Annotated in this window: 11 protein-coding genes; 3 read left to right on the top strand and 8 right to left on the bottom strand. The window is 38.6% G+C overall.

The window, feature by feature from the left end; all coding sequences use genetic code 11:
• Window positions 1-10 precede the first annotated feature (10 nt).
• The 6 genes from C8N37_RS12985 to C8N37_RS12960 all read right to left on the bottom strand — a co-directional run bounded on the left by C8N37_RS12985 (window position 11) and on the right by C8N37_RS12960 (window position 8,904).
• Window positions 11-1,657: a UxaA family hydrolase gene (locus C8N37_RS12985; protein WP_108159284.1), complete on the bottom strand. Its 1,647-nt coding sequence runs from the start codon at window positions 1,655-1,657 to the stop codon at window positions 11-13.
• A 3-nt stretch (window positions 1,658-1,660) separates the two neighbouring features.
• Entirely contained in the window at window positions 1,661-3,160 is a 1,500-nt protein-coding gene (locus C8N37_RS12980; protein ID WP_108159283.1) for a tagaturonate reductase, read from the bottom strand.
• 21 nt (window positions 3,161-3,181) lie between these two features.
• On the bottom strand, window positions 3,182-4,231 hold the full coding sequence (gene pelA / locus C8N37_RS12975; protein WP_244914421.1) for a pectate lyase: 1,050 nt from the start codon (window positions 4,229-4,231) through the stop codon (window positions 3,182-3,184).
• Window positions 4,232-4,236: 5 nt separating this feature from the next.
• Window positions 4,237-6,150 (bottom strand): glycoside hydrolase family 88/105 protein, encoded by a 1,914-nt coding sequence (locus C8N37_RS12970; protein WP_108159282.1) that lies wholly within the window; start codon window positions 6,148-6,150, stop codon window positions 4,237-4,239.
• A 6-nt stretch (window positions 6,151-6,156) separates the two neighbouring features.
• A complete protein-coding gene (locus C8N37_RS12965; RefSeq protein ID WP_108159281.1) occupies window positions 6,157-7,827 on the bottom strand; it encodes a glycoside hydrolase family 28 protein in 1,671 nt (556 codons plus the stop codon).
• Window positions 7,828-7,929: 102 nt separating this feature from the next.
• Window positions 7,930-8,904: a pectinesterase family protein gene (locus C8N37_RS12960; RefSeq protein ID WP_244914420.1), complete on the bottom strand. Its 975-nt coding sequence runs from the start codon at window positions 8,902-8,904 to the stop codon at window positions 7,930-7,932.
• A 212-nt stretch (window positions 8,905-9,116) separates the two neighbouring features.
• Here C8N37_RS12960 and C8N37_RS12955 point away from each other — a divergent pair, with 212 nt between their 5' ends.
• The 3 genes from C8N37_RS12955 to C8N37_RS12945 all read left to right on the top strand — a co-directional run bounded on the left by C8N37_RS12955 (window position 9,117) and on the right by C8N37_RS12945 (window position 12,518).
• The gene (locus C8N37_RS12955; protein WP_108159279.1) at window positions 9,117-10,103 is read left to right on the top strand and encodes a pectinesterase family protein; all 987 of its coding nucleotides are present in this window, start codon (window positions 9,117-9,119) and stop codon (window positions 10,101-10,103) included.
• 74 nt (window positions 10,104-10,177) lie between these two features.
• Window positions 10,178-11,080: an alpha/beta hydrolase gene (locus tag C8N37_RS12950; protein ID WP_108159278.1), complete on the top strand. Its 903-nt coding sequence runs from the start codon at window positions 10,178-10,180 to the stop codon at window positions 11,078-11,080.
• Window positions 11,081-11,216: 136 nt separating this feature from the next.
• Complete coding sequence (locus tag C8N37_RS12945) at window positions 11,217-12,518, top strand: UDP-N-acetylmuramoyl-tripeptide--D-alanyl-D-alanine ligase (RefSeq protein ID WP_108159277.1); 1,302 nt, start codon at window positions 11,217-11,219, stop codon at window positions 12,516-12,518.
• 68 nt (window positions 12,519-12,586) lie between these two features.
• On the opposite strand, the gene folP is transcribed toward C8N37_RS12945, so the two are convergent.
• Window positions 12,587-13,429, bottom strand: a complete 843-nt coding sequence (gene folP / locus C8N37_RS12940; RefSeq protein WP_108159276.1) for a dihydropteroate synthase — start codon at window positions 13,427-13,429, stop codon at window positions 12,587-12,589.
• 95 nt (window positions 13,430-13,524) lie between these two features.
• On the bottom strand, window positions 13,525-13,932 hold the full coding sequence (locus tag C8N37_RS12935) for a DUF4920 domain-containing protein (RefSeq protein ID WP_108159275.1): 408 nt from the start codon (window positions 13,930-13,932) through the stop codon (window positions 13,525-13,527).
• Between the last annotated feature and the right edge of the window lie 3 nt (window positions 13,933-13,935).

The following is a 13,935-nucleotide window of genomic DNA, read 5'->3' as shown; positions in this document are numbered from 1 at the left end:
TTATATGGATTTATAAACTCACTCCTCGTTTCCAAGGAATAAAATCATCTTGATTGAGTAAGACAGCTTTGGGTATAATCGCACCACTTGCCGCTTGGATACAATAATGTAGTATATCTTCACCCATTTCTTCAATGGTCTTTTCACCATCGATAATCGGTCCTGTATTAATATCGATGATGTCTGCCATTTGCGTTGCAAGTTTTGTATTGGTTGCTACTTTGATGACAGGGCAGATGGGATTCCCTGTTGGAGTACCTAGACCTGTTGTAAATAAAATCAATGTTGCGCCTGATGCTGTTTTTCCTGTCGTGGCTTCGACATCATTGCCCGGTGTACAGACCAAATTAAGTCCAGGTTTTGAATAAGATTCGGTATAGTCCAGCACATCTACAATAGGGGAGTTGCCACCTTTCTTTGCCGCTCCATTACTTTTTATGGCATCGGTGATCAGGCCATCTTTAATATTGCCTGGTGATGGATTCATATGGAAGCCCGATCCAGCCTGTTCTGCAGAAGCGCTATAAGCTTGCATCAGGGAGATGAATTTTTTAGCGGCATGCTCGTCTTTAGTACGATCAATTAAGCTTTGTTCGGCTCCGCACAATTCTGGAAACTCCGCTAAAAGAACAGTTCCACCCAAAGCCACTAGTAAATCGGAAGTGTATCCCACAGCAGGATTGGCTGAAATACCACTGAACCCATCGCTTCCGCCACATTTTACACCTAAAACCAATTTACTTAATGGAGCGGGCTGCCTTTCGATTTCATTTGCTTGAACTAAACCTTCAAATGTAGCGGTGATAGCTTCTTTGATCAGAGATTCTTCACTCTTGGACTGTTGCTGCTCGAAAATAAAAATAGGCTTATCGAAGTCTGGATTTCGATCCTTTAGATCGATTAAAAAATCATTTATTTGAAGATTTTGACATCCTAAACTGAGAATGGTGATACCGCATACATTCGGATGATCGGCATAAGCGCCCAATAGCTTACTTAATATGGCCGCATCTTGACGTGTGCCACCGCATCCTCCTTGGTGATTTAAAAATTTAATGCCATCAATATTTTTAAAAACGCGTTCTGAGGCTGGAGAAAAATGGACGAATTCATCCATATCGTCCTGCTTTAATGGTCGTCCATTTTTGTGCGCATGCACCAATGCCCTTGTAAATGATTTATATTTTTCAGAAACATTATAACCCAGTTCATTGTACAAGGCTTCCTTAATAATATCAAGATTTCTATTCTCACAAAACACGAGAGGAATGAATAACCAATGATTTGCCGTACCCACACGTCCATCTGATCGTACATAACCATTAAATGTTTTGCCTTTAAAAGAATCGATATGAGGAGCTGTCCACTGATAATCATAGGGACGAAAACAATAGTTATCTACTGCGTGTTTTGTATTGTCGGTATCCATACGACTTCCTTTGGCGATCGCATATTGAGATTTACCGACCAATACTCCATACATCAAGATATCATCACCGGCATGCATATCATCCATGAAGAATTTATGTTTTGCGGGAATATCAGCAGTTAAGGTAATATCCGACCCATTAAATGAGATCCTTTCTCCCTTCTTCAGATCTTGCAGTGCGACCAGCACATTATCTAACGGGTGGATCTGTAAAAACTTAGTTTTCATATCTTACTTGCTCCTATTTTTTAAGACCGCCTGTATTCCTATATTGCTGATTTCTTGAATATAGTTTACTACAGCAGTAGCAAATCCTGGAAAATCAGATAGGTCTTGTTCCCATATTGCAGTCGACTTTAATACATCGCTGATGTGAGGATATCCCTTCATCCAGTGTTGGTACAATGAAGACGCATATTCATCCTGAATATTGAAATTGGAGGCGGTATGTTGCGTTTGAAAAGCGCCATTGATTTCTTTGGTATCCATGAGGATTATATATGCCGCAATACCTAAGGCGATATGTTCAGGTGCATGCTGATGCAATTGATACCACCTGTTCAATAGACCCAGTACCCTTAGTTTAATTTTGGAGGTATAATTCAATGAAATGGCTTTCCATTGATGGTCCAAAAATGGATTTCGGAATCTGTCAATCACGGATTTTGAAAAAATCTGTACATCTTCATTTGTAATGGTATTGTCCAAAATTGTAGGACCGATCTCTGTTTCCATTAAATTGGATACATACGCCAGAAAATCATCATTCTCCATTGCTTTTTTAACGGTATCAAAGCCCATTAACAGCGCGATTGCACAGGACAGGGTATGTGTTCCATTTAATAAGCGCAGTTTAAGTTCTTTAAATTTTTGAATAGCAGGAGCAATCGCTACTCCTTTATTGACTTGAGCGAAGGAAAGCTCTTGAATAACTTGAGGATCAGAAGATTCAATAGCCCACAAGTTAAAGGGCTCGACCATGATCATGAGCTCGTCCTCGTATCCTAATTTTGAGGTTGTTTCTTTATAATCTTCAGATGCCAGCTTTCCAGGAACAATGCGGTCAACAAGTGTGTTGCAGAACGAATTTGCCGTTTTTATCCACTGAATAAAAAGTTGATTCATATGATTGATAGCGGCTAATTGAAGCACATATTCCTTTAGCTGATCTGCATTATTACTGATTAATTCCGTAGGTAGAATAATAAATCCGCCATCCTGATCACCTTTGCACTCTTGAAATCTTGCAAATAATATCGCCAATAATTTCCCTGGAAATGAAGTCGGCACTCCAACAGAAATATCTTCACTGCTCGATGTGATACCGGCTTCCGTGGTATTGGATATGATAATTTTAATAGCAGGGCTGATCGCTGCTTCTAGGATTTGATCCCAATCATTTGTCGCAGTTAAAACACGACTGATAGAAGCGTTGACAATCTGCTGATTGACAGTTTCTTCATTTTCAATACCCCTTACGCAGGTGGTATAGAGGTTGTCCTGCTGTTCAAAAGCAACAGTATCTCCTTGATCTGTCGATTTTACAATAACAATGCGGCCATTAAAAACCCCTTCTCGATTTGCCTTGTCGATATAGAAGTCAGGAAGGCCTCTCAGTAATACACCAGTACCAAATTGTATAATTTTCTCTGGAAGATCAAAAACTGAATCCATTGGTTTCAGGACTTCGGTATTGGTAATTTCCTGTAGATTTTGGCGATTTAAAATCATTTTTTATTCCGTGTTTAATAATTAATTTGGATGCACTACATTATTTTTTTTGAGCCATTTGGCATATTCTTTTTGGAGAAGTTTCTCCGGCCAGTTTCCAAACCAGGCATAGCCATTTTTTCTTTCTTCTGATAAATCTTCAAAATTGGATGTGATCAAATTTCCTCGATCACCGTAAATGGGTTTATTTGACTCAAGATCATAAAATCTTGCCCAAACAGTTGCAGATGTATCTGCGATCAAATGACGTGTGGATTTTTTTGTTGTAGGGTCAATGTCATGGTCAAATCGATAACCTGAGATCTGATGTTGTTCAAACCATTTAACGGCAGCATTGATTGCCGTTACAATAGCTGGAGATGGATTTTTTTGTGCCATTAAAAATCGAACTATACCAACAGATTCACTGGTACTCAATGCTGCGGGTTCAAAACTTCTAGCCTGAGCAGGTAAAAGTGATTCGGGGTCATATTGTGCAGACCAAATCGTGAGCAGGCTGTCTTGTTTTACTTGTAGTTGTAGGATGATAGCAATGCCTCTTTCTACTGCAGACTGTGCCTTTGGGATATAGGCTCTATCAACCAGTTCAAAGTCATTGTTGGACGTTGCGATATCATGTAGTATTTGTAATGCATTGATCATCGCATCATCATTGAAGGTGATTTGGCTTCTATAGAGAGAAGTGTTTGGATAGTATTGAGGAAAGCCTCCATTGCTATACTGTGCCTCCAATAAGTAATCAATACCTCTTTCTGCCGCCTGTAAATACGTTATGTTTTTTGTTTTTTTGTAGGCTTTGATTAAAGTCGTTATCTCCCGTGAGGTCGATTTATTGTCTAATGTGGCCGATTCGATAGTCGTACTTTTTATCTTCGTTAAAAGTGATTTGCTGATCTCCAAGTCATAATTAACCACACTTTTATCTTTTAGTTGCTTAGGCCACCCCCCATTTTTTAATTGATAAATCAGCATCTTTTCCGCCATAGGATCTTTGATCCCATTAGGCTGAGCAAAACAGATCAGGTTGAAAAATAGCCATGATATCAGTGGTATTAAAAATAAATATCGCATAGCCATTAGTTTTTAATTTTTGAGATCAACCACGTTGTTAATTCTTCTGCCGCTTGGAAGTTTTGAAAATCTTTAGGCAATTTTCGACCATCCACATATTCGTTATATAACCACGGATCGCCGATAGCGAAAACAGTTCCTTTTCCAAATGAAGCTGTGGCAATAATAATGTCATCATGATGCCTGACAAGTTCTTTTGCAGGAGATTTTAGAGATAAAGTAGAAATTTCCTTGACATATATTTTGTTTACATCATGAAAAATACCCGTTCCTTTTGGAATATATACAGCACCCTCTTCATAATTATTATTTTTCACCTGATTCTTACTGTCCTCGTTAAAAGTAATTCCAAATTTTGTGGCTAACGTATTGAATTCTTTTATTTCGCAATTGCCAACGTCGTTGAGTAGTAATACAAGTACGCCTCCTTTTTTCACCCAATTAGCGATCTCAGAAGCAGATTGCTCAGTCATCATGTGGGGTTGTTCGGTTTCCTTTTCGGTATCAGGATCAACGATAATATAGATATTTGATTGGCGCAGATTGCTCAAGTTAGGAGCTGTTTTGAGTGTGTTGGTCTGGATATGCTTTCTGTTGAAAATTCTCCCCCAAAACGAAAAACCATTGTTGTCTTCGCCATCCCATAAATAATGATAAGGTTTTAATTTACCTGTTGGATCAGCTTTGTATTCGTTATTGAAATAATTATCCAATGTGACGGTCAATTGCTTTCCTTTAGGCTGTTCTTGAAAGATTTCCATTTCCGAAGCAGCGAGTATAAATGGACCTACGCCCTTCGGGTCGTTGCTTACAACAGGTTCACTCATATAATACTCAAAACTTCCATCTCTATATTTTTTCTTTCCTCCTAATCCTGATACTTCAACCACATGATTGAGATTGATCTGTCCATTTGGTGAAGTTGATATAAATTCTTTGAGAAGTCCTTCATATGCTTTTTGAGTATTTTTAGCATATCCTTTAGACAAATATCCCAAGCGGATACTTTTTGCTAAAGCATATACAAACATGCTTGAAGCAGATGCTTCAACATAATTTTCCTTGATATCTCCGCGATCCATCACATCAAACCAGACACCTGTTTTTTGGTCTTGATATTTTACGATGGTCTTTAACGTCCTATTCAGGAGATCAACCAAAGGTTGACGATTGACATTTTCAAGAGGGAAATTATCAAGTACATCTACTAATCCCATCACATACCAACCCATCCCTCTTGCCCAAAAATTGGGTGATTGTCCCGTCTTGGCATCTGCCCATTTTTCTTCTCTAGACTCATCCCAGCCATGATAGAGTAGTCCAGTCTTCTGATCTTTGGCATTCTTTTCCATCCAAAAGAACTGATTGGCAATATCGTTGTACTCATCTGTCAGATTCATGAGCGCAGCATATTCTGCTCGGAAAGGTTGAGCCATGTACAGTCCATCCAACCACATTTGATTTGGATAGATTTTTTTATGCCAATAGCCACCTTCTTTAGTTCTAGGGTGATTTAATAGCTGTTTGTAAAGTGTATGGCAAGCTTTTAAGTATTTTTCTTTTTTTGTGACTTTGTAAAATAAGAGCAGTGTACGTCCATTTTTGATATGATCAATATTAAAGTCTTTCGCCGAATAATTTTTAATGGTCCCATCTTGTCCGACAAACTTATCCATCCAAGATTCGATATAACTAAAGTAAGAGCTATTTCCCGTATTTTTCCATGTTTCAGCAACCCCTTCAAGCACCACACCCATATCGTAAGTCCATTTTGGTCCTTTGGAATTATTCACAAAAACACTATCCTTAAATAGTTTTTCAATGGCAGTTTGCGTCATTTTTTCAGATAAAGGTATTTGACCAAAGCCATGTGTATATAGACTACAGACAAGTAATATAAAAGCAACTATTTGTTTCATCACAGGTTATTTTTTGATTTTCAATACAGATTTTGATAATCCAGACTCCATCTTGCTAATTGTTTTGACCTTGTTTACATCCGTTTTGATGACTTGGATATTTTTTGAATTTTCTCCATACAGATCAAACAGTAGGCTAGCTTCTTCCTGATATTTTAAGTTTTCAAAAACAATATTTTGTGCATTTTCAATATGAACTACCGGTGCAGTTTCTTTTGAAAAAATAATGATATCCTTAAGTTTTATGTTAGAAGCTTCGATGATATCAATACCTTTTTTTGCCTGTATCGTTACATTTTCGATCGTTATATCTTGGATATTCATTTCAGGGAGACCTCTGAAAAATATTCCTTTTTCAGCCCCATTGACAAATACATTTTTAATATGAAAATTTTTGAATTGAGGCGTTTCCTCGGTGACAGGTATTTTTTCAGCTTTAACTTTTTCTCGTTTTTCTCCAGCCATAGGAACAGGATCAACCGCTTCATAGTACATGTCAAATAGAATAGCCTCTCCAGGTATATCGATCATATTGATATTCTCGATAAAAATATTTTCAACGGTACCCCCTCTTCCTCTTTTTGTTTTAAATCTTAAGCCGATATCCGTACCAATAAAGCTGCAGTCTTGAACCCAGATGTTTTTGGCACCGCCACTCATCTCACTGCCGATCACAAATCCACCGTGGGCATGGTAAACCACATTATTGCGGATTAATACATTTTCCGTAGGTTTTCCTCGCTCCCTTCCCGATTTGTCACGTCCCGATTTGATACAGATACCATCATCGCCTACATCAAAAGTGCAATCTTCGATCAGTACATTTTTACATGACTCAATATCAACACCATCTCCATTCTGTCCATACCATGGATTGCGGACCAATAGACGGCGCAATGTCAAGTCTTCGCACAACAAGGGGTGCAGATTCCATGCTGGAGAATTTTGTATGGTGACACCCTCTAGGAGCACTTTTTTGCAATTAGTCAACACCAATAGATTGGGACGTAGAAAATCTTTTATATGTTCATAATCGGAGGAAGATGTCCCAGCAGTCATGACACCCGCTTTTTTATCTTTAGATCCGGCCAATGATTTTTCAGAAGGATACCAGATCTGACTTGATTTGTCTACAACGCCGCCCGAATTAACAAGATTTTTCCATTGCGAATCTGTGAGTTTACTTTTCTTGACCATTCTCCATGCATCACCATTGCCATCGATAACGCCCGAACCCGTAATCGCAATATTAGTTAGATCAGTTCCGGAGATTGGACTCTGATTGCGCCAAGCAGGTTGTCCTTCCCAATTTGCTGCTATCAATTTATATTGATCAAAATCATCCGTAAAGAATAGGATTGCATCTCTTTTTAAATGAAGATTGACATTACTTTTTAAGATAATAGGACCTGTCAGCCAAAGTCCTGATGGAATTAGCACAACACCACCACCTTGAAGACTACTCTGTTCAATCGCCTTATTAATAGCAGTTGTATTTAAAAAATGGCCATCTCCTTTTGCCCCGTGATTGACGATATTGATCGTGTCGGAGCGGAATGATACTGTTTGAACAACCGGAGGTTGAGGTGCTTGAGCAAAGACAGAAGAACCAGACAGTACTATAACTGCTAGGATACCTTTTTTGATGCTACTGAAATAATTACGGGAAGTCCTCATAATTAGGAAGTCTTAAAGTTTATAATTGGGTTGTATGTAACACAAGTGTACGATCTTTGTCGATGAAATCGAAGTGAAATCTATGCAATCGTTACCGGTAAATCATGGGTTTTTGATGATATCGCTGGGATCCCAGTCATCAAAATAAGTATTGATCTGATATTTTGCCGCTTCGGAATCTGTTAACTGGTGACTCCAGTGCACGCGTTTCTCCACTTGGCTACCAGGTCCCTTATTTCCATATTCGGCAAAGTATGCTGTTTTTTCATTTTCAATATTGCGCCAGTTGTCCCACCCGCCTTCATCAATAAAGTTTGGCAATGTCGTGTGTTGAAAAATAACTTTAGCATGGGGACGCCACGGCCGTCCTAAATAAAATTTTCCTGTAGATCGGTCTCCGATGATCTGACACTTATGGAATAGATATCCGTTTTTAACGTCTATAGGCGTTGATGCTGCGGTGATATAACCGCTATTCTTGCAAAGCAGAATGCATTTTTCAAACCATACCGTAGACGAGCCAAAGATAAAGTCGACTGTGCCTTCGATATGACAGTTTACATACAACTGTCGAGCACCCTTGCCATAAGTATACAGCGTATCTTGGAAACCCAAGAAAATGCAATTTTGAAAAATAGCTTTATCGGCAGCTATCCATGCGGCTACCGCTTGTCCTACGGGTCCAGAAGAGTTTTCAAAGGTGATATTTTGAGCATAGAAACCATCACCGCAGATCGATATGCTTGATGAACCTGAAGTGCCCATTTCTTCGCCAAAGCTGTTTTTCTTCTGAGCGAAATCATCATAGGTAAGGACAACTTGTTGGTTTGGTTCGCCAATCAGTTGAATAAGTTGCTTGGAGCCCGCAATAATGATCTTTTCTTTATAGATGCCCTTTTTTATTAATATGCGGGTAGCTTTTTTTCTAAAGTCAGGTGTGGCATTTATTGCTTCTTGCACTGTACTAAAATCGCCATTCCCTTCTTTGGATACGATGTAATCATATTCTTGAGCATAGGACACAGGTATCAATTGCAATGTAATCAGTAAAATAAAAATGATACGTTTTGACATCATGAGATCGGGTTACTGGTATTGGTATATCTCTAAAATAAGGAATAAAAAGACGAATCAAGAGATTTCACCTATCATAAAATATGCAAACGTTTTCGGGAACGATTGCATAATCAGGATTTGTGATTGCGTCCGATTAGCAGTAAACTTGTTGTAACCAGTGCTTCCTTTGCCATAGGTATAGGCTTACTTTTTTTATGTGATGTTGGATAAATATGAAAAGACTTCTTATCAGTATCTTTTGCTTTTTTTTAGTAATCTTTTGTTGTGCCCAACAGAAGAAAATGCTCATCGTAGGGCAGCACGGAGAGGGATATCCAACAATTCAAGAAGCGGTCCATGCGGTGCGGGATTTTTACGAGTCTCCAGTTACGATATTCGTACACAAAGGGATTTATCATGAAAAGCTGAATATACCCTCATGGAAACATTTTATACATATAGTAGGGGAAGATAGAGATTCGACCATCATTACAAATGACGATTATTCAGGTAAAAGAAATGTACAAAATGAGTTTCTAACTCCTTTTAATACTTATACCTCCTACACGGTTCTTGTAGCAGGCAATGACTGTGTCATTGAAAATCTGACGATACAGAATACTGCTGGAGAAAAGGGGCAAGCTGTGGCACTGCATATTGATGCTGATCGTACGCACATTCGTAATTGTAATATCCTAGGTTGGCAAGATACTTTTTATTTGGCGCGAGCAGGATCAAGAAATTTTATCGACCAATGTTTTATTTCCGGAAGCACAGATTTTATATTTGGAGCAGCCACAGCTGTCTTTTCTAAATGTACGATTGAAAGTTTAAAGAACTCTTATATCACCGCACCTTCAAACTCACAGGATCACCCTTATGGATTTGTATTTTTAAATTGTGATCTGCGTGCAAAAAATGAACAAGTAAATCAGGTTTATTTGGGGAGACCATGGCGCTCTAATGCTAAAGTGCTGTTCTATGCCTGCAACTTGGGCTCACATATAGTCGCTGAAGGTTGGGATCCATGGAATGGAGATACCATGTTTCCGGATAAATATAAAACAGCGGTTTTTTTAGAAATTAACTGCAGAGGAGAGGGGTTTAAACAGTTGTCCAAACGTGTTCCTTGGTCTAAGCAGATCCTAAATAATAACTATAAGCAACCCAGTCTTTCATCGATATTTACAGATTGGAAACCAACAGAAAATAGCAATTGAATTGATCCATAGAATGATGTCTTTAATCAGCTTTTTTACCGTTGAAACGGATAAGCAATAAAAATTTCAAAATCATGAAAGGTAGTTTTTTACTCCTTATTTTTAATAGTTTGTGTTTTCTGGTCCATGCGCAGGAGATCAGGAAGGTTGATACTTCTTTTACAGTACACGGTACTTTTGCTAAGGAAAGTAAGAGAAGACCTCATATTACTTTGGCAGAAAAAGTAGACACTACAGTTTTGACTATTCGTCAAATCCCATATAAAAAAACAGATGATAGGATATTATCCTTGGATGCCTACCTTCCGAAAAATTTTGACATCCGTTATCCTTGTCTCATTTTAATACATGGAGGGGGATGGCGTTCTGGCAATAAAGAAATGATGGCAACGATGGCAAATGCCTTAGCGCATCAATTTTTGGTATTGACTGTGGAATATAGGCTTTCGTTAGAAGCTAAATTTCCAGCTGCATATACAGATTTAATGGATGCCGTCTTATGGGCTAAAAGCCAGAAGCAATTGCCGATCGATACGGCTCGAATTGCGGTGATCGGTACTTCGTCTGGTGGACAGCTAGCCAGTTTGTTGGGGACAAATACAGCTGCAAATAAAGGAGCATCTGTTCAGGCAGTTGTCAACATTGACGGGATTGTCGCTTTTAATCATCCAGAATCTGAAGAAGGGGAGATGGCTTCATTTTGGCTAGGAGGAACATATGATCAGGAGCCTACACAATGGGAAAAAGCCTCACCTTTGTATCAAGTCAATGCCTTCACGGCAAAGACATTATTTTTGAATAGCTCCATACCCCGTTTTCACGCAGGGAGAGATGATATGATACGCAAGATGCATGATTTAGGGATCTATACAGAGGTTTTTACATTTAAAGACTCTCCGCATACCTTTTGGTTTTTTAATCCATGGTTTGAACCCATGATCGATAAAATCATTTCATTTCTAACTAAAAATCTATAATCTGTTATGTAGCTCCTCGGAAGGGGACCTAAGTACTTGTTATCTTTAGTAAGATTATAATTGGGTATAAAAGCAAATTTATCTAAGTTTGTTTTATGATTGCTCTTATAAATGCAATCACATAAAAGTTTTTACAATGGAACTGCAAGCACTGTACAACATATTCAAACAATATCCTACTGTATCAACGGATACACGTCATATCTTACCCGATTCACTCTTTTTTGCTTTAAAAGGAGCCAATTTTAATGGAAATGAATTTGCAGAACATGCGCTGGTTTCTGGTGCTCGCTATGTGATTATTGATGAGGCCCAATACAAAAAAGATGATCGATTTATACTCGTTGATGATGTTTTAGAAACCTTACAGGCTTTGGCACATTATCATCGCCAACAATTTAAGATTCCTTTTATTGGTGTCACAGGTACCAATGGTAAGACCACTACGAAAGAGTTGTTGAATGCTGTCCTGTCCAAAACCTATAACACCTATGCGACTAAAGGAAATTTGAATAACCATATAGGCGTTCCTTTGACCTTGTTGGCGATTGATCAGACAATCGAAATCGCTATCATCGAAATGGGGGCAAATCATCTTGGTGAAATTGATTTTTTATGCCAGATTGCAGCACCTACTCATGGGCTGATCTCTAATGTAGGTAAAGCGCACTTGGAAGGATTTGGTTCTTTCGAGGGGGTGAAGAAAACAAAAGGAGAACTGTATGATTGGCTACAAGATCATCAGGGAACATTGTTTCTGCAGGGGGATAATTCTTTTTTGAAAGAAATGGCCGCACAACGACATATCAATGAAGTGGTAACATATGGTTTTTCCGAGTCTAATGCGATCATTGGCCATTTGATCAAGGCAAATCCATTATTGCAAATTGAATGGCATCTTCAACAATCGGAAGAAGTCTTTCAAGCAGATACCCAATTAACGGGTTCTTACAATACAGAAAATTTCTTAGCAGCGATAGCACTGGGACATTATTTTGATGTTCCTCTTGGGCTTATCAACGCAGCCATTTCGGAATATACACCTACTAATAATCGTTCTCAGATAACAAAGACAGACCGCAATACCGTGATCTGTGATTATTATAATGCAAATGCAACGAGTATGGAGGCCGCATTGGCTAATATGGGCATCATCGAAGCTGAGCAGAAAGTCATTATCTTGGGTGATATGTTTGAGCTTGGAGATGAATCTTCTTTTGAACATCAAAAAGTGGTAGATCTTGCCAAAACAATTGTAGGAGCACGCTTGATTTTCGTCGGCAAAGCATTTTATGAACACAAAGATGGCGATGCGGAGTTTTTTGAAACGACCGATGATGTGAAATCGAGCCTATCCATCCATCCCATCTCGGGTGCAACTATCCTGTTGAAAGCATCCCGAGGAATGGCTTTTGAAAAGCTGATGGAAGTGTTGTAATATATTGATATTAAATTGTATAAATAATAAAAGGCTTGATTATTCAAGCCTTTTATGTATAAAAAAGGTTAACTAAACAATAGATCTACGATCTGTTTAGCCTCTTTAACATCATGCACACGCAACAACTGTACGCCTTTGCTGAGGAGTAAAGTATGGAGGGCTGTTGTTCCATTTAGGGCTTCTTGTGGAGTTATTCCCAATTTTTTATAGATCATAGATTTTCGGGAGATTCCCCCTAGTAATGGAAGGCCAAAATAATGGAGCTCATCGACGCGATGTAGCAGTTCATAATTTTGTTCTATTGTTTTTGCGAAACCATAGCCAGGGTCAAGGATGATGTCTTTCACCCCGAGTTTTCGTAAAGCTGCAATTTTTTGTCCAAAATAGGTAGCGACATCAGTGACGATATCCTGATATGCGGTTAATTGTTGCATATTTTCAGGGATGCCGCGCATATGCATCAAAATATACGGGACCTGCAATTTCGCTACGGTTTCGAACATAAGAGGATCTATAGTGCCTCCAGATACATCGTTTATGAGATGTACACCAGCATGTATACAGGCCTCGGCCACATCTGCTCGGAAAGTATCTATAGATAGTATGGCATCTGGAAAGGTACTGACTAGGGCAGCGATAGCGGGTAGTGCTCGATCCAGCTCTTCTTGAGAACTGATCAATGCTGCTCCAGGTCGTGAAGAATAAGCCCCAATGTCGATGATGTCAGCGCCTTCTTCAAGTAACTTTCTGGTCTGGATAAGTATTTGTTCTATCGTATTATTTTGTCCCCCATCAAAAAAAGAGTCTGGCGTCACATTTAATATTCCCATGATGATGGGGCGATCAAATGTCATTATTTGACCTTTTAAGTTGATCGATTGAGCGGCTGTGGTATGGATCATTTTCATCGTACACAAAGGTATCAAGCTTATTTAATAAATGCTACAAATAAAAACAGGCTAATTCGATTGGAATTAGCCTGTTCAGTCTTTTTATAGTACGTTTATTTTACCACCAATACGCCGTCTGCAACAAAAGTGATTTCGTTTGTCGCTTCTTTGACTTTTGCGTAGCCATCTAGAACTACATTTTTTCCGATGAGGTCAGTGGGTACAAAATAGCTATAGTCGGTAAAGCGAACCATCACAGGTTCTTTGTCTCCTGTTCTCTCAAGTGTCAAATAACAGCCCTTTTTTTTGCAAACTTCAACAACTTTGCCAGTTACTTTACCTGTAAATTTAGCTGATGTCTCCAACGATTTTTCCAATTTGTCAACTGTAACCGCATTAGAGTTATCAACCTTTTTGCCATATTGTACACCAACTTTAGCAGGTGTAATTTCTTTTTGTTGCGCTTGACTATTCCATGAAAAGCCAAATGCTAACGTTGCGAATAATATTAATTTTTTCATGTT

Origin of the sequence: Sphingobacterium faecium (genome assembly GCF_003054045.1) — a bacterium.
Lineage (GTDB): Bacteria > Bacteroidota > Bacteroidia > Sphingobacteriales > Sphingobacteriaceae > Sphingobacterium > Sphingobacterium faecium.
The sequence above is the reverse complement of the archived record's forward strand: the minus strand, read 5'-3'. Positions and strand labels throughout refer to the sequence as shown.

Bases quoted from the DNA above. Each gene is read 5' to 3' on its own strand.
- C8N37_RS12985 (WP_108159284.1), bottom strand. From the start codon at position 1,657: ATGAAAACTAAGTTTTTACAGATCCACCCGTTAGATAATGTGCTGGTC.
- C8N37_RS12980 (WP_108159283.1), bottom strand. From the start codon at position 3,160: ATGATTTTAAATCGCCAAAATCTACAGGAAATTACCAATACCGAAGTC.
- pelA (WP_244914421.1), bottom strand. From the start codon at position 4,231: ATGCGATATTTATTTTTAATACCACTGATATCATGGCTATTTTTCAAC.
- C8N37_RS12970 (WP_108159282.1), bottom strand. From the start codon at position 6,150: ATGAAACAAATAGTTGCTTTTATATTACTTGTCTGTAGTCTATATACA.
- C8N37_RS12965 (WP_108159281.1), bottom strand. From the start codon at position 7,827: ATGAGGACTTCCCGTAATTATTTCAGTAGCATCAAAAAAGGTATCCTA.
- C8N37_RS12960 (WP_244914420.1), bottom strand. From the start codon at position 8,904: ATGATGTCAAAACGTATCATTTTTATTTTACTGATTACATTGCAATTG.
- C8N37_RS12955 (WP_108159279.1), top strand. From the start codon at position 9,117: ATGAAAAGACTTCTTATCAGTATCTTTTGCTTTTTTTTAGTAATCTTT.
- C8N37_RS12950 (WP_108159278.1), top strand. From the start codon at position 10,178: ATGAAAGGTAGTTTTTTACTCCTTATTTTTAATAGTTTGTGTTTTCTG.
- C8N37_RS12945 (WP_108159277.1), top strand. From the start codon at position 11,217: ATGGAACTGCAAGCACTGTACAACATATTCAAACAATATCCTACTGTA.
- folP (WP_108159276.1), bottom strand. From the start codon at position 13,429: ATGAAAATGATCCATACCACAGCCGCTCAATCGATCAACTTAAAAGGT.
- C8N37_RS12935 (WP_108159275.1), bottom strand. From the start codon at position 13,932: ATGAAAAAATTAATATTATTCGCAACGTTAGCATTTGGCTTTTCATGG.